This window comes from Microlunatus antarcticus, assembly GCF_014193425.1.
In the GTDB taxonomy this organism is placed as follows: domain Bacteria; phylum Actinomycetota; class Actinomycetes; order Propionibacteriales; family Propionibacteriaceae; genus Microlunatus; species Microlunatus antarcticus.
The window spans coordinates 945,204-964,224 of the sequence record NZ_JACHZG010000001.1 but is presented as its reverse complement, the minus strand read 5'-3'; the positions used below and the strand labels follow the sequence as shown (position 1 = coordinate 964,224).

Sequence of the window (19,021 nt, the reverse complement as noted above, 5' to 3'; positions counted from 1 at the left end):
CTCAGCCCGGTCGTGGCGAGGTGCGCCAACCCCACCGGAAGTGGCCCCCACGCGTCATGGTGGCGATCCGGTGGCAGTTGGCGCACCGTACGTCGCACTTGGCGATCTCCACGAGGATGCGGCCCCAGGGAAGCCCCATCCCGACCATCGCCGACACGTTGGCCGACTTCGCCTCGTCCGGGCGATGGTCGAACTCCAGGACGCGGACGTCGGTCGTCCCGCAGTCGACGCACGGGTGCGCGCGCAGGTAGGTCTCGAGACCCTCGGCGGCCACCGTCTTCCGGCGCAGGTTGTCCTCCCGTACACGAGCGATGTGGCGGGACCGGTTCCGGCCGTAGTGCGCAGCCTGGTAGGCCCTCATGCAGCTCCGGCACGTCGCCTGCAGACCATCGCGCGTGGTGGCGTTGCGGTTGAAGTCAACGAGAGGACGTGTCTCTCCGCATCGCCCACAACGCTTGGTGGCCTCCTCCACGGGAAGGAAGCTAGTGAGAGGCACTGACAGATCCACTCGCGACGAGCCCTCGTTCAGCACGCTGGAGCGGGTGACGGGAATCGGACCCGCGTAGCCAGTTTGGAAGACTGGGGCTCTACCATTGAGCTACACCCGCAAGGCCCGGAAACGGGCCGACGAACACCCTAACGGGTCGGGGCGACAGGACTCGAACCTGCGATCTTCTGCTCCCAAAGCAGACGCGCTAGCCACTACGCTACGCCCCGTCCAGCCGGCGCTCCTGCGTAGGAGCACCGACCGGCGACGGCCGAGTCTACGGGCCCCGCGAGCCCCGCGCCCGGTTCAGACCACGGCGGGGCGCTGCTCGGGCAGGACGTGCTCCGCGTGCGTGTCCGTGCTGAGGCACAGCGAGCAGACGAAGGCGTCGTGCGCCGCGCAGGCGCACATGTCCGGCCGCTCGAAGCGCTGGCCGCAGACGTGGCAGTCCATCATCACGTCGGACGGGTTGCCGAAGTCGTCGTACATCGGCAGCGTGATGCCGTCGTCGGTGCGGCGGAGGTACCAGCGGCCCTTGGTCGCGAAGGCGATGACCGGCGGCAGCACCAGGGCCAGCGAGATGGCCACCAGCGGGGAGAAGGGCGCGAGCCCCTCGCCCAGCCCGCCGAAGAAGCAGATGATCGAGAGACCACCGGCGACCAGCAGCGTGCCGAAGCCGACCGGGTTGACCGCGTAGAGCATCCCCCGACGGAACTCGGGCTGCTTCGGCGAGAGCTTGAAGACGTACTTGTTGAAGGTGATGTCGGAGGCGACCGCGACGACCCAGGCCATGCCGAGGTTGGCGTAGAAGCCGAGGATCGTGTTGAGGAAGCTGAACATGTCCGCCTCCATCAGCACGAGCGCGACCGCCAGGTTGAAGGCGAGGAAGACCAGCCGGCCGGGGTAGCGCTTGGTGATGCGGGTGAACGAGTTCGTCCAGGCGAGCGAGCCGGAGTACGCGTTGGTGACGTTGATCTTGACCTGGCTGATCACGACGAGGATCACGGCCAGCGCGAGCGCGACGCCCACCGGCATGATGTCCTTGTAGATCTCCAGGAACTGGTGCACGGGCTGGTTGGCCACGGTCGCGCCGTCGGCGACGTTCGCGATGATGTAGACCGCGAGGAAGAGCCCGATCACCTGCTTGATCGCGCCGAAGATCACCCAGCCCGGCCCGGCCAGGATCACCGCGCGCCACCACTTCGCGGAGTTCTCCGGCGTCCGGGGCGGCATGAACCGGATGTAGTCGATCTGCTCCGCGATCTGCGCGATCAGCGAGAGGCAGACCCCGGCGGCGAGCATGACCGAGCCGAGGTTCGGCGTGCCGGCGCCGTCCTCGCCCTGGTAGGCGAAGAACGAGCTGACCGAGTCCGGGTGGCTGACCAGCAGGTAGACGAACGGGATGACCATGAGGACCAGCCACAGCGGGGTCGTCCACAGCTGGAGCTTGGACAGCACCTTCATGCCGTAGATCACCAGCGGGAAGATGATCAGCGTGGAGACGGCGTAGCCCGCCCACAGCGGCACCCCGAGCCCGAGGTTGAGGCCCTGGGCCATGATCGAGCCCTCGAGGGCGAAGAAGATGAAGGTGAACGTCGCGAAGATGACGTTGCTGACCACCGAGCCGTAGTAGCCGAAGCCGCTCCCCCGCGTGATCAGGTCGAGGTCGAGGTTGTACCGCGCGGCGTAGTAGGCCAGCGGGAAGCCGGTCAGGAAGATCACGACCGCGAAGACCGCGATCCCCCACAGCGCGTTGGTGGTGCCGTACGAGATGCCGATGCTCGCGCCGATGGCGAAATCGGCCAGGTAGGCGATGCCGCCGAGGGCGGTGACCGCGACGACGCCGGTCGACCACTTGCGGTAGTGCCGAGGAGCGAACCGGAGGGTGTAGTCCTCCAGCGTCTCCTTGGTGGCGCTGCCGACGGCGGGGGCCGGTGGGGCCGCGACGTCGGCGGGGCTGGCGGGCGTGACGTCCGAGGTCATGGGCGCTCCTGGGTGAGGGTGTCGGCACGACACTGCTCACCTGCGATGTCAGGAGCGTTTCGGCGGTGTTGAGTTCAGGTGTCGACATAAACAGACCCTGAGAGCAGCACGGGCCCGCCGCCGCAGCGACGGGCCCGTACGGGGGTCGATCCTCAGTCGGGGATCATGTCGAACGTGTCGGGGTTCGGCCCGGTGCGCCCGGCCTCGCCCTGGTCGAGGGCGCTGATCAGCGACAGCTCCTCGTCGGTGAGCTCGAAGTCGAAGATCTCGAAGTTGGCCTGCACGCGCTCGCGCGTGACCGACTTCGGGAACACGATGTGGCCCAGCTGCACGTGCCAGCGCAGCGTCACCTGCGCCGTGCTCTTGCCGACCCGCTCCGCGATCGCGGAGATCGTCGGGTCGTCCAGCACGCCGCCCTGGGCGATGGGCGACCAGGCCTCGGTGGCGATGCCGTGCTCGGCGCCGTACGCCCGCACCTCGTCGTTGGTGAAGAACGGGTGCACCTCGACCTGGTTGACCGCCGGGATGACCTCGGTCTCGCGCGCCAGGCGGCGCAGGTGGTGCGGGGTGAAGTTGGAGACGCCGATCGAGCGGGCGCGCCCGTCGCGGTAGAACTCCTCCAGCGCCTGCCACGTCGACACGAAGTCGCCGTCGTAGCGCGTCGGCAGCGGCCAGTGGATGAGGAACAGGTCCACGTGGTCGAAGCCGAGGGCCTCCAGCGTCGTGTCGAAGGCGCGGCGGGCGTCGTCGGGACGGTGGAAGCTGTTGTTCAGCTTGCTCGTCACGAAGACGTCGTCGCGGTCGACGCCGGAGGAACGGATGCCCTCGCCGACCTCCTTCTCGTTGCCGTACATCTCCGCGGTGTCGATGTGGCGGTAGCCGACCTCGAGCGCCGTGCGCACGGCCTCCGCCGTCTCGGCGGGGTCGATCTGGAAGACGCCGAACCCCAGCTGCGGGATCGTGCGGCCGTTGTTCAAGCTGACGTCGGGGACGTCGGTCATAGAGCGTGCTCCTCGTGTTCGGTCGGGGCGGGTGCCCGACGATCCACCGTAGTCGGGCGACGGGCCCGACCCCGGGCTGGTCGGGTCAGGCCTGGCCCGACACCCGGGCCAGCGTCGGCCGAGCCTGGTCCGCGCGGCGCTCCGCGTCCTGGCGGGAGGACTCGGGGACGGCCGTGGTCGAGAGCACGACCATCGAGTGCGCCGGCACCGCGTGCTTGCTGCGCGAGCGCCACGGCTTGACCGCCGGGTCGATCTCGCCGTTGGCGGTGTTCAGCCGCACGGTCCAGACCTCGCCGTACGCCTTGGCCGGGGTGGTGAAGGTGATCGACTCCGCGCTGGCGTTGAACATCAGCAGGAAGTGGTCGTCGGTGATGCGGCGGCCGAGGTTGTCGGTCTCGGGAATCGCGTCGCCGTTGAGGAAGACCATCAGCGACTGCGAGTAGCCCGTGTCCCAGTCCGCGTCGTTCATCTCGCCGCCGTCGGGCTTGAGCCAGACGATGTCGCCGAGCGAGCTCTGCCCGCCGTGGCTGGCGTCACCGGCGAAGAAGCGACGGCGGCGCAGCACCGGGTGCGCGCGGCGCAGGGCGATGGCGGCGGTGGTGAACTCGAGCAGCCCGCGCTGGTCGGCGTCGAGGTCCCAGTCGACCCACGCCGTCGGGTTGTCCTGCGCGTAGACGTTGTTGTTCCCGCCCTGGGTGCGACCGAGCTCGTCGCCGTGGGCCAGCATCGGGACGCCCTGGCTGACCAGCATCGTGGTGATGAAGTTGCGGATCTGCTGCAGCCGCAGGCGCTGGATCCTGGGGTCGTCGGTCGGGCCCTCGACCCCGCAGTTCCAGGAGCGGTTGTGGCTCTCGCCGTCGTTGCCGCCCTCGCCGTTCGCGTCGTTGTGCTTCTCGTTGTAGGAGACGAGGTCGCGCAGCGTGAAGCCGTCGTGCGCGATGACGAAGTTGATCGACGCGGTCGGGCGGCGGTCGGAGTGGTTGTAGAGGTCGCTCGAGCCGGTGATGCGCGAGGCGAACTCCCCCAGCGCCGCCGGCTCGCCGCGCCAGTAGTCGCGGACGGTGTCGCGGTAGCGCCCGTTCCACTCGGTCCACAGCGGCGGGAAGTTGCCGACCTGGTAGCCGCCGTCGCCGAGGTCCCACGGCTCGGCGATGAGCTTGACCTGGCTGATCACCGGGTCCTGCTGGATGATGTCGAAGAACGCGCTCAGCTTGTCGACCTCGTGGAACTGGCGGGCCAGGGTTGCCGCGAGGTCGAAGCGGAAGCCGTCGACGTGCATCTCGAGCACCCAGTAGCGCAACGAGTCCATGATCAGCTGCAGCACGTGCGGGCTGCGCATCAGCAGGCTGTTGCCGGTGCCGGTGGTGTCGTAGTAGTGCGCCTGGTCGCCGTCGACGAGCCGGTAGTACGAGGCGTTGTCCAGCCCGCGGAACGCGATGGTCGGGCCCCGCTCGTTGCCCTCGGCCGTGTGGTTGTAGACCACGTCGAGGATGACCTCGATGTCGGCGTCGTGCAGGGCCTTGACCATCGCCTTGAACTCGGTCGTCTGCTGGCCGCGCTGGCCCGAGTTGGAGTACGCGTTGTGCGGGGCGAGGAAGCCGATCGTGTTGTAGCCCCAGTAGTTCGAGAGGCCCTGGTCCACCAGGTGCGAGTCGTTGACGAACTGGTGGACCGGCAGCAGCTCGACCGCGGTGACGCCGAGGTTCTTGAGGTGGTCGATCGTGGCCGGGTGGGCGACCGCCGCGTACGTCCCGCGGATCTCCTCGGGGATGTCCGGGTTGGTCATCGTGAGGCCCTTGACGTGCATCTCGTAGAAGACCGACTCGTGGTACTGGTGGCCCGGCGGGCGGTCGTGGCCCCAGTCGAAGAACGGGTTGATGACGACGGAGAGCATCGTGTGCTCGCGGGAGTCGTCGGCGTTGAAGGCCGCGTGGTCGGCGAAGTCGTAGCTGAACAGCGACTGGTCGCCGTCGATCATGCCCTCGATGGCCTTGGCGTAGGGGTCGAGCAGCAGCTTGGCCGGGTTGGCGCGCTGGCCCTGGGCGGGGTCGTACGGCCCGTGGACGCGGAAGCCGTAGCGCTGGCCGGGCTGCACCCCAGGCACGTACGCGTGCCAGACCGAGCCGTCGACCTCGATGAGCTCGAGGCGTGTCTCGGTGAGGTCCTCGTCGAGCAGGCAGAGGTCCACCCGCTCGGCGACCTCGGAGAAGACGGCGAAGTTGACGCCGGTGCCGTCGTAGGTGGCACCGAGGGGGTAGGGCCTGCCGGGCCAGAGATCCATGTCCACCTCGCGGGGATCGTGAGCGCACCACGTCAGGGCGCGCTCGTGGGGTCGGCCCGCGTCGTCGGGGGCGGCACGAATTGCGCACGCGATCGTGCCACAGAACATCCGGACGACCCGGCCCCGACCTGCTCAAGGAGCTGGTGGGAGCGCCCGTGGACATCGCCCCCACCAGCCGCGTGACCAGGCCGTCGGGCCGCGATCGCGTGCTTCCCCATGATGTTGACCGATCAACCTCGGGACAACGGTGTCAGAGTCTCGGCGTCCGCTCAGGATTACCTCATTCCTCGTCGGGGAGAGGATGGGGGCGTGCGACGCGAGGCCTCGGTGCTCCACCTGGACCTCGACGCCTTCTACGCCTCGGTCGAGCAGCGCGACAAGCCGTCGCTCCGCGGGAAGCCGGTGGTGGTGGGCGGGGTCGGCCAGCGCGGCGTCGTGGCGACCGCCTCGTACGAGGCCCGCGTCTTCGGCGTCCGGTCGGCGATGCCGTCGCACGAGGCCCGGCGGCGCTGCCCCAACGCCGCGTTCATGGTGCCGCGCTTCGACGTCTACCGGACGGCCAGCGCGCAGGTCATGGGCCTGCTCCGCGCGCTGTCGCCGTTGGTCGAGCCGCTGTCGCTGGACGAGGCGTTCGTGGACCTGCGCGCCGCCACCGAGCCCGTCGACCTCTCGCTCCCGGGACTGACGGCGCTGGTGCAGCGGCTCAAGGACGACGTCCACGAGGTCACCGGCGGGCTGACCGCGTCGGTCGGGGCCGCCTCGTCGAAGTTCCTGGCCAAGATCGCCAGCGAGCTGGAGAAGCCCGACGGCCTGTGCGTGGTCGAGCCGGGGACGGAGGTGGACCGGATCGGGCCGATGGGCGTGGGCGTCATCTTCGGCGTCGGGCCGGTGACCCGGGAGCGGCTGGACCGGATCGGGGTGCGCACGGTCGCCGACCTGCGCCAGGTGGAGCCGGCCGAGCTCGCCCAGGTCGTCGGCAAGGCCCACGCCGAGACCCTCGCCGGGCTCGCCTGGGCGCGGGACGACCGGCCCGTCGAGGCCGAGCGGGAGGCCAAGTCGATCTCGACGGAGGACACCTTCGCGACCGACGTGACCGACTCGGCCGAGCTGTCCGACATCCTGCGGCGCCACGCCCGCCAGGTCGCCGCGCGGCTGACCGCGGCCCAGCTCTTCGCGCGGACCGTGACGATCAAGGTCCGCCACCCCGACTTCTCGACCCTGACCCGCGCCCGCACGCTGCGGGGGGCGACCGACCGGGTCGACGTGATCACCGGCGTCGCCCAGTCGCTGCTCGACGCGCTCGACGTCTCCGGTGGCGTCCGGCTGCTGGGGGTCGGGGTGACCGGGCTCACCGACCTGCTCCAGGACGACCTCTTCACCTCGGACGCGCCGGCGGAGGAGCCCGACCCCTCCGCGACGCCCAACGCGGAGCCCGAGCTGGCGCCCGGCTCGACAGCCGCGGTCGTCGGGCCGGAGGAGGCGTCCGAGGAGCACGCGTTCGGCCCGGTCACGCCGGGCTGGGCCCCCGGCCTCGACGTCGAGCACGACCTCCACGGACCCGGGTGGGTGTGGGGCGCCGGCCGCAGCCGGGTGACGGTGCGCTTCGAGACGCGCGACACCCCGCCCGGGCCGGTCCGGACGTTCGCCGACGACGACCCGGCGCTGCGCCTGCGGGTCGTGTCCTGACGGGGCTCCGCCCTCGACCTCGCGGCGGGGGTGGCTAGCCGGCCGCGCGGCGGGCTGCGGCCCCGACGAGCCCGGCGAACAGGCCGTGGTCGTCACCGCTCTCGGGGTGCCACTGGACCCCGACCCAGTAGCCGCGCGCCGGGTCCTCGATCGCCTCGATCGTGCCGTCGGCGGCGTGGGCCGAGACCTCGAAGCCCGGGTGCTCGAGCACGGCCTGGTGGTGGTGGCAGCTGACCTGCATCGACTCCCCCACCATGGTCGACACCATGGAGCCGGCGACGGTGCGCACGGAGGTCCAGCCGTACGCATCCCCGTCGGGCCCGTGCTCCGCGTGCCCGACGACGTCGGGCAGGTGCTGCTCGAGGCGCCCGCCCCCGTGCACGGCCAGCAGCTGCATCCCCCGGCAGATCCCGAGCGTCGGGACCTGACGCTCCAGGGCCGCGTCGAGCAGGGCGAGCTCCCAGGCGTCGCGGTCGGGACGGACGTACGTGTGCGGGCCGGGCTCCTGGCCGTAGCGCTGCGGCTCGACGTCGGCCCCGCCGGTGACGATGAGGCCGTCGAGGCGGCCCACGAGGGTGTCCGCGCCCTGCCCCTGGGGCGGCAGGAGCACCACGGTGCCCCCGGCGGCCTCGACCGAGCGCGTGTACGTCGCGCTCAGCAGGTCGGCGACGTCGGTCCACACGCCCCAGCGGGCGGTCTCGCGGTAGGTGCTCAGTCCGATGACGGGACGCGGCAGCACGCGCCCATGATCACAGACGCGACCGCGCGATCGGCGGCGACCGGCCGCGAGCGTCGGGAACCGGGCGCCGGTCCGTCTGGACGAGCTCCTGGTCACGGCAACGTTCTTCCGCCGTGACCAGGAGCGAGGAAGACGGAGCGCTCGAGCGCCCGGTGCGCGAGCGGCCACAATGAGGGTGTGTGGACCGGGACGTTGGAGCTGGACCTGCTGCTGGGTGACGTGCACTCGCTCAAGGAGAAGCGCTCGCTGGTGCGACCGCTGGTGGCGGAGCTGCGGCGCCGCTTCGACGTCAGCGCGGCCGAGGTCGGCCACCTCGAGCTGCACCGGCGTACGGCGATCGGCGTCGGCCTCGTCGCCGCCGACCGCGCCCACGTGGTCGAGGTGCTGGACGCGGCGGAGCGGCTGGCGGCCTACCGCCCCGAGGTCGAGCTGCTGTCGGTGCGCCGCCGGCTCGTGAGCAGCGACGACGAGTAGCGGAGGCCGGTCGGGCCGGTCCGCGCGGGCTCAGCGGGCGCGGCGCCCGGCCGCGTACGGGTCGCCCGGGTCGACGTCGAGGACGGTCCGCTCCGGGGCGACGAGAGCCGTCTCGTGGTGGCAGACCCAGTGCTCGTCGTCCGTCAGACCGGAGATCGTGTTGCCGTCGGCGATGACGTCGCCCTCCTGAAGCAGGTAGCCCGCGGTGGCGTAGAGCTGCCCGGCCAGCCGGCCCGGCTCGAGGTCGCGGAAGTGGATCTGCAGGTCGGGGAGGTCGAAGGGCGCGAGGCCGCGGGTGTCCATGACGAGCTCGTCCGGGTCGTCCGACACCGCGAAGAGGCGGACGTTGACCAGCCCGCCGAGGCCGTCGGCGGCGGGCGCGGCCGGGTCGGTGACGCGCTGGCTCGTCGGCCAGCTGACCGCGACGGGAGCGGTGGCGGCGCTCAGCGCGGCCACGACCGCGACGAGCGCCGCGGCCCGGTCGCGGGCACCGTACGGTCCGGCGAACATCTCGGTGACCAGCACGCTGGCCCGGGCCCCGGCGAGCGCGTCGTCGACCTCGGGCCAGTCCCAGGTCTGGCTCGCGTCGGGCAGGGCCTTGCCCTCGTGGCCCAGCGCCGACCCGGGCAGGACGACCGTCACGAGGGGCGGCGTGACGCCGTCGCCGCCCGCGGGCGCGGCGGTGCGGGTGGGCAGCTCCGCACCGTCGTAGGGGACGACGATCGACCCGTCCTGCGCCTCGACGCCCGGGGCCACGGCCCGCAGACCCTCGAGCAGGAAGCGGTCGGACAGGTCCGGCGCGGTCGCGTACCAGAGCTCGGCGACCAGGCTCTCGCGCTCGGGCACGCAGGCTCCCTCCCGTGGGTCACCACGGAGGAACCTCCGTGGTCGTAGGCCGAGACTAGGGGACCTCGCGGCCCCCAGAATGAGGTGTGCCCACCGAGACCCCCCGTCGCGTCGACCCGCGGGTCCCGCTCGCCGTCGTCGGCCTGGTGCTGCTGGCCGCCATGGCGTTCCTGCTGCTCCACGGCCCCCGGTTCGAGACCACCGCCGCCTTCGACGACGAGTCCGTGGCCGTGAGCTGCGGCTCGGTCCTCACGGTCGGCTGGCCCACGGACCACTCGTCGCTGTCGAGCGAGAACTCACGCTCCTACGGCGACCACATCCGGAGCGGGAAGACCGACTTCGCGGGTCGGGACGGCATCGCCCGGGACTGCTCGGAGCGCCGGGACACCTACCTCGGCTTCCTCGCGGTGCTCGCGGTGCCGACCTCCGTCTGCCTGTCGGCGCTCCTCCGGCCGGGGCGGCGGTCCACGGGTCAGACCACGTCGGTCTGACGCTCCGGCTCGGGCAGCAGCGAGACGACCGCCTCGGCGACGGCGTCGGGCCGGTCGACCATCATCAGGTGGCGGCTGTCGTCGACGACGACGTGCCGCGCCCCGGTGCGGTGCGCCAGCACGCGCTGCTTGCGCACCCAGCCGGGCCGGCGCCCGGCCGTGAGCACGACGCCCGGGGTGCTCGGCCACGTGGTCGTCTCCAGCAGGTCCTCCAGGTCCGCGAGCTGGTCGCCGTACGCGGCCTGCTCCGCCACGAGGCTGGCCAGGGTGTCCGGGCGGCGGAAGAGCTCCTCCGTGCCCGGCGGGCGGCTGTAGTTGATCCGCAGCCGCTGGCTCTGCGACCAGACCGCGACGCGGGTGGAGAGTGCAGCGGCGACCGCGAAGGGCGGCAGCCGGGACCCCTCCAGCGCGAGCTTGGACGCAGCCAGCCACGCCCGGTCGAAGGCGGCCGACGGCCGCTGGGCGTCGACCTCGATGCTGGCGTCGAGCAGCACCAGACCGCTCACGGCGCCGGGGTGCTCCCGCGCGAGCGCCTCGGCGTGGGGCCCGGCCATCGAGTGGGCGACCACGACGGGCGGGGTGCCCACCGCCTCGCACAGCGCGAGGAGCGTGGCGACCTCCTCGGCGAGCGTCGGCAGCCGTCCGGGCCAGGGCGTGTCCAGCATCCCGGGACGGTCGAGCGCGACCATCCAGCGGCCCGGGAGCGCGGTCTCGACCGGTCGGAAGGCGTACGAGGGCACCGCGCAGCCGGGCAGTAGCAGGACCGGCGTGCCGGCGCCGGGCACCACCCACAGGTGGACGAGTCGTCCGCCGAGCTCCGTGACGTGGGAGCCGGCGGTCCGGACGAGCTCGCTGACCGGAGGGCCGGCCGCCTCGGGGCTCACCGTCCCTCCGTCCGCGGTCGCACGAGCGGGAACGCGATGGTCTCCCTGATCGAGGCCTGCGTCAGCATCATCACGAGCCGGTCCATCCCCATCCCCAGGCCGCCCGAGGGCGGCATCGCGTGCTCGAGCGCGAGCAGGAAGTCCTCGTCGAGCTCCATGGCCTCAGGATCGCCGCCGGCCGCCTGGAGCGACTGGGCGGTCAGCCGGGCCCGCTGCTCGACCGGGTCGACCAGCTCGGAGTAGGCAGTGCCGATCTCGGCCCCGAAGGCCACCAGGTCCCAGCGCTCGGCCAGCCGCGGGTCGACCCGGTGCTGGCGGGTCAGCGGCGACACCTCGGCCGGGAAGTCGGTGTAGAAGGTCGGGCGGACCGTGCGCGACTCGACCAGGTGCTCGTACAGCTCGAGGAGCACGTTGCCGCGGGTCCAGGACGAGTCCACCGCGATGCCGAGCGTGCGGGCGAGCTCGACGAGCGCCTCGCGGTCGGTGTCGGCGGTGACGAGGGTGCCGGCGGCGGCGGAGATCGCGTCGTTGACCGTGACCACGGGCCACTCGGTGGCGAGGTCGACCTCGTGCGCGACGCCCTGGGCGTCCGTGCCCCGGACGAGCGTCCCCCCGCTGACCGCCCGCGCCGCGGCCAGCACGATCTCCTGCGCCACATGGCGCATCGTCGTGTAGTCGCCGTACGCCTCGTAGGCCTCGAGCATCGTGAACTCGGGGTTGTGGGTCGCGTCCGCGCCCTCGTTGCGGAAGTTCCGGCCGATCTCGAAGACCCGGTCGACGCCGCCCACCATCAGGCGCTTGAGGAACAGCTCGGGCGCGATCCTGAGGTAGAGGTCGAGGTCGTACGCGTTGATGTGGGTCCGGAACGGGCGGGCGTTGGCCCCGCCGTGGATGGTCTGGAGGATCGGGGTCTCGACCTCGAGGAAACCGCGAGAGTCCAGCGTCCGGCGCACCGCACGCAGCACCGCGGAACGTGACCGGAGACGTTCCCGGGCGGCGGGGTTGACCGTCAGGTCGAGGTAGCGCTGCCGGACGCGCGTCTCCGGGTCGCTGATCCCCCGCCGCTTGTCCGGCATCGGGCGCAGGGACTTCGCGGTCAGCAGCCAGTCGGCGACCCCGAGCGACACCTCGCCGCTGCGCGAGCGGACGATGCTGCCCTCGGCGCCCAGGTGGTCGCCGAGGTCGACGTCGCGGCGCAGCCGGTCCATGGCCTCCCCGCCGACGCCGTCGCGGCTCAGCAACAGCTGGGCGTCGCCCGTCCAGTCCCGCACGACGACGAAGAGGACACCACCGAGGTCACGTACGGCGACCACGCGGCCGGCGACGCTGGCCGGTTCGCCGAGCACGCCGGCGGCCACCTGCGCCGCCGTCTGGTGCGGGCGGAACGACGGCGGGTACGGGTCGGTGCCCTCGCTGATCAGCCGCTCCCGCGTGGCCATGCGCTGCCGCACCTGCTCGGGCAGCCGGGGGCCGAGGTCGGCCGGGGCGACCGGCAGCGGGGCCGGCGCTGGCGCAATCGCAGGTCGGGCGACCAGCGCGTCCGGGCCGGGGCCGACGTCGATCGGCGGGCGCAGGAAGGAGGGCAGGTCGATGAAGCCCTCGGCGACGCCGAGCGCGGTGCCGACGAGGGCGATGTCGCGCGTCTCGGCGAAGCACAGGAAGCGGGGCTGCCACTCGGGGCGGTACTTCACGTTGGAGCGGTAGAGCGACTCGAACTGCCACCAGCGCGACGCGACGAGCAGCAGGCGCCGCCACAGCCGCAGGACGGGACCGGCACCGATCCGCGCACCCTCCTCGAAGGCGCTGCGGAACACGGCGAAGTTGAGCGAGACGCGCCGGATCCCGAGCTCGGCGCTCGCGCCCATGACCGCGCTCACCATCAGCTCGGTGACGCCGTTGTCGGCGTCCGGGCTGCGCCGCATCACGTCGAGGGAGAAGCCGTCGGTCCCCCAGGGGACGAAGGACAGCAGCCCGGCCACGTCGCCGGCCGGGCCGGGCTCGTGCCGCCCGGGCGGGAAGAGCGCCTCGACCATCAGGCAGTCGGCGTCGGCGGGGTCGCCGAGGCGGCCCAGCGCCATGGAGAAGCCGCGCTCGCTCTCGGTGTCGCGCCACGCGTCCGCCCGCTCGACCAGCGCGGTCAGCTCCGCGCCCGGCAGGTCGCGGTGGCGCCTGACGCGGACCGTGTAGCCGAGGCGCTCGAGACGCTGCACCGCCTGACGCACCGGACGCATGTCCCGGTCGCCCAGGTGGAAGTCGCGAGGGTGGAGCACGGCCTCGTCGCCGATCCGGATGACGCGCAGGCCGAGGTCGCGGGCGTACGCGGTCGCGCCGGCCTCGCTCGCCCCGACGACCGCGGGCGTCCAGCCGTACGTGTCGATCAGGCCCTGCCAGGCGCGGATGGCCGAATCCCACCGTGCGGGCGGCCCGATGGGGTCGCTGCTGGCCAGGCAGACCCCGAGGTCGACCCGGTAGGTCACCGCTGCGCCGCCGTCGGGGGCGAAGACGACGGACTTGTCGCGCCGGGTGGCGAAGTAGGCCAGCGAGTCCTCGCCCGACTGCGCCACCAGGGCGCGGACCAGGGGCTCGTCGGCCGGCGACATCAGCGCTGCCAGTCGCTGCGAACGGGTGAGCATCACGACGGCGGCGAGCAGCGTCAGGCCGAGCAGGAGGCCGACGACCGTGCTGATCCAGCCGGGTGGGCTCGACACCGGCTGGGCCACGAGGTCGCCGTCGGTGCTGCTGAACAGCGCCCGGCCGAGCCGCTCGAGGATCCAGGCCAGGCGGCCGCGGGGCCCGACGAGCTCGTTCGGGAAGACCGTCACCAGCGTCATCGCCACGCCGACGGTCACGCCCAGCCCGACCAGCAGGGTCAGCAGCGCCTTGCGGACGCTGCCGGGCGCGCGGCGCGCGGTGAACTCGGCGCGGTAGTGCACCAGGCAGGCCGTGAGCGCGCCGAGCGCGGCGAGGTTGAAGGCGAAGCGGGCGTAGACGGGCACCGCGCTGAAGTCGGTCTGCAGGGCGAAGAGCGACGCCACCAGGCCGGTCACCACGGCGAGGTCGGTGATCAGGAAGAACCCGAAGATGACCAGCGCCAGGACCCAGCCGACCCGCTTGCGGCGGGCGAGCGTCGCGCCGAGGAGCAGCAGGAACACGCCGAACCCGATCGAGCCCTCGTCGACGGGGAAGAGCAGCGTCGAGCAGACGTCGACGAGGAACCCGACCCAGGCCACCCCGGGAAACAGCGTCTCGAGGATGAGCAGGACGCCGGCGACGAAGAACAGCCGCGACACCAGGGCCGGCAGACGGGGCATCCGGGGCGGGGTGCGACGGGCCGCGGGCCGAGGACCTTCGGCCGGGGGTGCGTCGCCGGCCACGACCGATGGGCCCACGGCCGCCGTGCTCGTCACGCGCCCACTCTTCCAGACCCGGTCAACGGCGTCCGAGAACCAGCCAGGACAGGGCGCGCCGGTCCTCCGGGCCGTGGTCGCCCGTCGCGACCCGGGCCCGTACCTGTGCCGCCGTCACCCGCGCCAGCCCGGACGCGGTGACGCCCCAGCGGTCCTGCAGGCGCTGCCCGGTCGGCTCGTCCACGAGCCCCAGCAGCGTGGACGCGTACGCCACCGCGGCGGTCGCCGCCGCGGGCACGACCCGTCCCGGCAGGCCGGCCCCGAGCGAGACGGCGAGCCGGTGCAGGGCGGCGAGCACCACGTCCCCGGCGACCTCCTCCCGCGGCCGCAGCAGCAGCGCGAGCTCCATGTGGACGTCGGCCGACCCGCCCCCCGCCGTGCGCAGGGCGTCGAGGTGGGCGACGACGTCGGTCGCCGACCGTCCGGCACGGACGAGCGCCAGCGCGAGCCCCACGCCCGCCAGCCCCAGCCCGGGGACCGGAGCCGTCGTCCGCCGGAGCCGTTCCACGGCGACGTCGAGCAGCGCCGTGCCGGTGGACTCCTCGACCGTCCGGTCGGCCTCGCGGGCCAGGAAGGCGAGCGTCACGGAGTCGACGGCCTCGGGCTCCCCCGCCTCGTCCGCGGGCTCGTCCAGCCGCTCGACCAGCTCGCCGGCCAGCAGCTCGAGGGCGTCGGCGAGGTCGTCGGTCGGGCTGGCCGTGCGACGGGCGAGGGCGTCCTGCACCAGCAGTCCCGCGTCGGCGTCCGCGAGCCGCACCGTGCCGGCCGGGGTGGTCGGGCCGGCGAGCAGCTGCCGGACGCGGTCGTCGACGAGGTCGTCGAGGTCTGGGGCCCAGTCGAGCGCGTACGCCGTCGTGCCCCGGGCCGAGCGCAGCTCCACCACGGAGGCCCCGGGTTCGAACGCCTCGACCTCGACCCGGTCGTCCTCCAGCTCCACGTTCAGCCCGGGAGCCACGACGGCGACGTCCGGGCCGCCGGGAAGGACGGCGCTCTGGCCCAGGTCGAGCCAGGTCGAGCGCGGCAGGTCGTGCGCGACCACGCGGCGGGCGTCCGGGACGACCTCCCAGCGCCAGGCCACGGCCCAGCGGTGGTGCGGGGCGAGCACCAGCGGCCCCAGCAGCAGACCGGCGTCGTCCACCCCGGGCTGGGCGCCCGCGCGGAGCCGCCCGGCCAGGACCGGTCCCGCCCCGTCCGCCGGCTGCACCGCGTACGCGGCCTGGGCCCCGGCCGCGAGCGCGGTGACCACCGTGCCGGGCGCCGCCCGCCACCCGAGGCGCACGTGCTCGAGGGCCAGCGGGGCGTCGGACTCGTTGGCGAGGACCACGCGCACCGTCCAGCCCTGCTCGACCGAGTGCCGCACGACCGTGCGGAGGCCGCCCCGGGAACGTTCCGTCTCGACCTCGTCGACGTCCACGACGACCCGCGGCGGGCCGAGCACGACCGGGCCGTCGGCGGTCGTCAGCGCGAGCGCACCGCTGGGCCCCAGCCAGTCGATCCGGGACCCGGCCACCCCGACCCGGACCACCGTCCCGTCTCCGTCGAGGTGGACGTCGAGACCCGGGGCCCGCAGGACGGTGTCCGTCCCGGACACGCGTTCGTCCGTCATTCGTCCGTCCCCTGAATCATCGCGGCTCCATAACGCTTGCGTGTCCGCGCTCCGCCCGGCGCGTCCGGGCTCCTAGCGTGGACGTCGTGCCGACCGATCAGGGCCGCCGACCGCACCAGGGCCACGCCGAGCGCGAGCTCTGGCCACGCGACTTCGGCCGTGACGGGGCCTCGGGCCTCGTCACCCTCGACCGGGCCATGCGGGCCCGGGACGCCGCCCGGCCCACGATGGCCGACGAGCTCGAGGCCGCCGAGGTGGTCGACAGCCTGCTCGCCCGCATCGACGGCCGCCGGCCCCGGGCGTACGCCCGCTAGCTGCCCGCTCCGCGCTGGGCCTCGTAGCGGGCCAGCAGCTCGATGCGGCGGGCGTGCCGCTCCTCGTTGCTGAACGGGGTCGACAGGAAGACCTTGGCCAGCTCCACGGCCTCGTCGTCGGTGTGCATGCGGGCGCCGATGCCCATGACGTTCGCGTCGTTGTGCTGACGACCGAGCGAGGCGGTGTCGTGGTCGTAGACGAGGGCCGAGCGGACGCCCGTCACCTTGTTCGCCGCGATCTGCTCGCCGTTGCCGGAGCCGCCGACGACGATCCCCAGCGAGCCCGGGTCGTTGACCACGGCCTCGGCGGTCGGGATGCAGAAGATCGGGTAGTCGTCCTCGGGGTCGTACTCCACCGGCCCGTGGTCGACGAGCTCGTGGCCCTCGGCCCGCAGGGCCTCGATCAGGCGCCCCTTGAGCTCGAACCCGGCGTGGTCGCTGCCGATGTGTACGCGCATGGCGGCAGTCTGGCAGACCCGTCCGAGCCGGGTCAGACCCGCTCGACCGACCAGTTGGACACGAGGTGCGTGAGGCCGAGGTCGACCAGCGCGGGGTTGCCCGGCCGGTCGGGGTCGAAGCGGCTGCCGAAGCACCAGGCGCCGATCCGCGGGGCGCGCCCGGTGACCTGCTCGATCCGGCGGAACGGCTCGACGACCTCCGTCTCCACGTCGTCGGCGTCGACCTCCTCCGCGCCCATGTGGTTGGCGGTGTGCCAGCCGACCTCGTGCGCGGTCGCGAGGTCGGCCAGCTCGACGTCGGTCACCAGCCGGGCGCCGTGCTCGGCGGAGGTCAGCGGGAAGAAGACCGCCCGCAGCCCGAGGTCGTGGCACACGTCGGCCGCGAAGGCCGCGGTGTCGGCGAAGCCGTCGTAGAAGGCGAACAGCACGCGGACCTCGCCGACCGCGTGCGTCGCGTCGAGGTCGAAGGTCGGCCCGAGCGAGGCCGCCCGGGTGAGCTGCTCGCGGACGACGTCGAAGTGCTCCGGCTCGATCCCGTGGAAGTTGAGCGCCAGCAGGGGTCGCTCCAGCAGGCGCGGCGCCACGTCGCGCGCGGCCGGGTCGTCGACGACGAGGCGGTCGAGCGAGCCGGCCTCCATGAGCCGGGCCGCGAGCCCGACCTGCACGCGGTAGGACTCCTCGCCGAAGGGATCGACCTCCTCGGGCCCGGGCGCACCGGTCCGCAGCAGGACGGGCACGCCGATCCCCAGGGCGGTCTGGGCGAGGATCAGCTGGTTGAGGGCGGGCAGGGGCCCGCCGTCCGGGTCGACGTCCACGTGCTGCACTGTGCCTCCACGCAGCGACCAGGAGGTGGGCGGGTGCCCCAGCAGGGTGGATCGACCGGTGCGGAGGCCGGGGACGCGGTCACGGCGTACGCGGAGGTGCTGGGCCGTTCCGGGCGGGTCCTCGACTTCGACATCTCGTCGCTGGACCACCTCGGGGTGCCGGTGACCAGCTGCTCGCTGCTCGTCGACGGCCGGATCACCATGAACGGGAACGGCTACGGCCTGACGACCCGGGCGGCTCGGCTCAGCGGGCTCGGCGAGCTCGCCGAGGGCGTCCTGGCCGGCCAGCACCTGGCCGCGCTGCGGACGCGGGCGCAGCGGGGCTCGTTCCGGGAGCTCGTCGGGCGCGAGGGCGCGGACCACGTGGCCGACCCCGCAACCCTCTGCCTGCCCGCGGGATCGCCCTGGCGCCCGGACACGGTCATCACCTGGGTCCCGGTCGTCCGGGTCCGCACCGGCGAACCGGTGTGGGCGCCCCTCGACCTCGTGGCCAGCGACGCGGCCGACCGGGGGTCTGCCGTCCCGGCGGACGAGCCCCTGCTCGTGACCCCGGTGACGAACGGCCTGGGCGCCGGGCTCGACGACGAGCGGCCGGTCCGGCACGGGATCCTCGAGGTGCTGCAGCGTCACACCAACGGCCTGCGCTTCCGGGCGCTCGACGCCCGCTCCCCCGAGATCGACCCGACGAGCCTCGACCCGGCCGGGGAGACCGCCATGCTGGCGGCCCGCTTCGCGTCCGAGGGCGTCGAGGCGGTCTTCAAGCACGCCGCGACCGCGTACGGCGTGTGCTCGACCTACGTCATGGGGGTCGACGCCGACGACTCCTCGCCGATCCGCCTCACCGCCTGCGGCGAGGCGGCCGACCAGTCGGTGGACCGCAGCCTGCTCAAGGCGCTGCTGGAGCACGCGAACTCACGCGCCCGCAAGGCCTTCTGCTTCGGTGACCGGGCCGCGGCGCGAGCGGTGGCCGACCCCGACTACTGGGCGGCCGTCGAGCGCGGCGGGGCGACGGGCGAGCCGCGGGCCGTAGCGGCCATGCGGGCCTGGCACGACCTCGGCGCCGACCGCCTCCGTGCGCTGACCGCACCTGACCGCAGCCGGACGGTCGACCGCGCGGCCGTCAAGGTCCCCGAGGCCGAGCGGGGGGACGGCTCGCTCGCGCGGCTGCTCGCCACGCTGGAGGGCCACGACGTGCTGGCCGCGCGCACCCGCACCGGCGAGGTGCAGGTCGCCAAGGTCATCGTCACCGGCCTCGAGGTCGAGACGCTGTCGTACGGGCGCATCGGCGAGCTCGGCGCCGCCGACCTGCTGGGCACCGACCTGGACCTGGTCCGCCGCGGCGACGGGCCGACCGAGAGCCACCCGGCTCGGGTCGTGCTCACCGCGGAGGCGGAGGAACGGCTCGGCGGGCCGGTCTGGTACTCCTACGCCACCGCCGAGCGGATCGTCGGCGCGCGCTACCCGCTCTACCGCGAACCGCCCCGCCACCTCGTCGAGGTCTGAGCAGGAGCGCGTCGACCTGTGCACCGACGTCGGTGCA

At 73.1% G+C, this 19,021-nt stretch carries 16 protein-coding genes and 2 tRNA genes; 5 read left to right on the top strand and 13 right to left on the bottom strand.

Features of this window, described 5'->3' with window-relative positions; translation table 11 throughout:
• Position 1: 1 nt before the first annotated feature.
• From FHX39_RS04480 to glgX, 6 genes are all read right to left on the bottom strand, one after another.
• On the bottom strand, positions 2-361 hold the full coding sequence (locus FHX39_RS04480; RefSeq protein ID WP_183336976.1) for a hypothetical protein: 360 nt from the start codon (positions 359-361) through the stop codon (positions 2-4).
• 173 nt (positions 362-534) lie between these two features.
• Positions 535-608, bottom strand: a tRNA-Gly gene (locus tag FHX39_RS04475).
• 36 nt (positions 609-644) lie between these two features.
• Positions 645-717, bottom strand: a tRNA-Pro gene (locus tag FHX39_RS04470).
• Between the two features lie 76 nt (positions 718-793).
• Positions 794-2,470: a purine-cytosine permease family protein gene (locus FHX39_RS04465; RefSeq protein WP_183336975.1), complete on the bottom strand. Its 1,677-nt coding sequence runs from the start codon at positions 2,468-2,470 to the stop codon at positions 794-796.
• A 152-nt stretch (positions 2,471-2,622) separates the two neighbouring features.
• Positions 2,623-3,471: an aldo/keto reductase gene (locus FHX39_RS04460; protein WP_183336974.1), complete on the bottom strand. Its 849-nt coding sequence runs from the start codon at positions 3,469-3,471 to the stop codon at positions 2,623-2,625.
• An 85-nt stretch (positions 3,472-3,556) separates the two neighbouring features.
• Entirely contained in the window at positions 3,557-5,752 is a 2,196-nt protein-coding gene (gene glgX, locus FHX39_RS04455; protein ID WP_183336973.1) for a glycogen debranching protein GlgX, read from the bottom strand.
• 309 nt (positions 5,753-6,061) lie between these two features.
• On the opposite strand from glgX, the gene FHX39_RS04450 reads away from it, so the two are divergent.
• Positions 6,062-7,438 (top strand): DNA polymerase IV, encoded by a 1,377-nt coding sequence (locus tag FHX39_RS04450; RefSeq protein WP_183336972.1) that lies wholly within the window; start codon positions 6,062-6,064, stop codon positions 7,436-7,438.
• A gap of 34 nt (positions 7,439-7,472) precedes the next feature.
• Here the strand turns inward: FHX39_RS04450 and FHX39_RS04445 are convergent, their stop codons facing one another.
• Positions 7,473-8,177: a gamma-glutamyl-gamma-aminobutyrate hydrolase family protein gene (locus FHX39_RS04445; RefSeq protein WP_332836662.1), complete on the bottom strand. Its 705-nt coding sequence runs from the start codon at positions 8,175-8,177 to the stop codon at positions 7,473-7,475.
• A 177-nt stretch (positions 8,178-8,354) separates the two neighbouring features.
• Here FHX39_RS04445 and FHX39_RS04440 point away from each other — a divergent pair, with 177 nt between their 5' ends.
• Entirely contained in the window at positions 8,355-8,651 is a 297-nt protein-coding gene (locus FHX39_RS04440) for a DUF503 domain-containing protein (protein ID WP_183336971.1), read from the top strand.
• A gap of 30 nt (positions 8,652-8,681) precedes the next feature.
• Here the strand turns inward: FHX39_RS04440 and FHX39_RS22000 are convergent, their stop codons facing one another.
• Complete coding sequence (locus FHX39_RS22000) at positions 8,682-9,497, bottom strand: DUF4261 domain-containing protein (RefSeq protein ID WP_183336970.1); 816 nt, start codon at positions 9,495-9,497, stop codon at positions 8,682-8,684.
• 86 nt (positions 9,498-9,583) lie between these two features.
• Here FHX39_RS22000 and FHX39_RS04430 point away from each other — a divergent pair, with 86 nt between their 5' ends.
• Positions 9,584-9,988, top strand: a complete 405-nt coding sequence (locus FHX39_RS04430; RefSeq protein WP_183336969.1) for a hypothetical protein — start codon at positions 9,584-9,586, stop codon at positions 9,986-9,988.
• Here the strand turns inward: FHX39_RS04430 and FHX39_RS04425 are convergent.
• The 3 genes from FHX39_RS04425 to FHX39_RS04415 form a co-directional block, all read right to left on the bottom strand.
• Complete coding sequence (locus FHX39_RS04425) at positions 9,970-10,872, bottom strand: alpha/beta fold hydrolase (RefSeq protein ID WP_183336968.1); 903 nt, start codon at positions 10,870-10,872, stop codon at positions 9,970-9,972. The genes FHX39_RS04430 and FHX39_RS04425 overlap by 19 nt on opposite strands.
• Complete coding sequence (lysX, locus tag FHX39_RS04420; RefSeq protein ID WP_183336967.1) at positions 10,869-14,183, bottom strand: bifunctional lysylphosphatidylglycerol synthetase/lysine--tRNA ligase LysX; 3,315 nt, start codon at positions 14,181-14,183, stop codon at positions 10,869-10,871. The genes FHX39_RS04425 and lysX overlap by 4 nt, the downstream gene beginning before the upstream one ends.
• A gap of 118 nt (positions 14,184-14,301) precedes the next feature.
• Positions 14,302-15,885 (bottom strand): hypothetical protein, encoded by a 1,584-nt coding sequence (locus tag FHX39_RS04415; protein ID WP_183336966.1) that lies wholly within the window; start codon positions 15,883-15,885, stop codon positions 14,302-14,304.
• Between the two features lie 86 nt (positions 15,886-15,971).
• Here FHX39_RS04415 and FHX39_RS04410 point away from each other — a divergent pair, with 86 nt between their 5' ends.
• Positions 15,972-16,199, top strand: a complete 228-nt coding sequence (locus FHX39_RS04410; protein WP_183336965.1) for a hypothetical protein — start codon at positions 15,972-15,974, stop codon at positions 16,197-16,199.
• Here FHX39_RS04410 and FHX39_RS04405 read toward each other — a convergent pair.
• Positions 16,196-16,657, bottom strand: a complete 462-nt coding sequence (locus FHX39_RS04405; RefSeq protein WP_183336964.1) for a ribose-5-phosphate isomerase — start codon at positions 16,655-16,657, stop codon at positions 16,196-16,198. The two genes, FHX39_RS04410 and FHX39_RS04405, sit on opposite strands and share 4 nt — an antisense overlap.
• Before the next feature lie 32 nt (positions 16,658-16,689).
• Positions 16,690-17,472: a polysaccharide deacetylase family protein gene (locus FHX39_RS04400; protein WP_183336963.1), complete on the bottom strand. Its 783-nt coding sequence runs from the start codon at positions 17,470-17,472 to the stop codon at positions 16,690-16,692.
• Positions 17,473-17,514: 42 nt separating this feature from the next.
• On the opposite strand from FHX39_RS04400, the gene FHX39_RS04395 reads away from it, so the two are divergent.
• On the top strand, positions 17,515-18,984 hold the full coding sequence (locus FHX39_RS04395; RefSeq protein WP_183336962.1) for a YcaO-like family protein: 1,470 nt from the start codon (positions 17,515-17,517) through the stop codon (positions 18,982-18,984).
• Positions 18,985-19,021 lie beyond the last annotated feature (37 nt).

What these genes read in the sequence shown, in the direction of transcription:
- FHX39_RS04480 (WP_183336976.1), bottom strand. Translation starts at nt 361, where the DNA reads ATGAGGGCCTACCAGGCTGCGCACTACGGCCGGAACCGGTCCCGCCAC.
- FHX39_RS04465 (WP_183336975.1), bottom strand. Translation starts at nt 2,470, where the DNA reads ATGACCTCGGACGTCACGCCCGCCAGCCCCGCCGACGTCGCGGCCCCA.
- FHX39_RS04460 (WP_183336974.1), bottom strand. Translation starts at nt 3,471, where the DNA reads ATGACCGACGTCCCCGACGTCAGCTTGAACAACGGCCGCACGATCCCG.
- glgX (WP_183336973.1), bottom strand. Translation starts at nt 5,752, where the DNA reads ATGGATCTCTGGCCCGGCAGGCCCTACCCCCTCGGTGCCACCTACGAC.
- lysX (WP_183336967.1), bottom strand. Translation starts at nt 14,183, where the DNA reads ATGCCCCGTCTGCCGGCCCTGGTGTCGCGGCTGTTCTTCGTCGCCGGC.
- FHX39_RS04415 (WP_183336966.1), bottom strand. Translation starts at nt 15,885, where the DNA reads ATGACGGACGAACGCGTGTCCGGGACGGACACCGTCCTGCGGGCCCCG.
- FHX39_RS04405 (WP_183336964.1), bottom strand. Translation starts at nt 16,657, where the DNA reads ATGCGCGTACACATCGGCAGCGACCACGCCGGGTTCGAGCTCAAGGGG.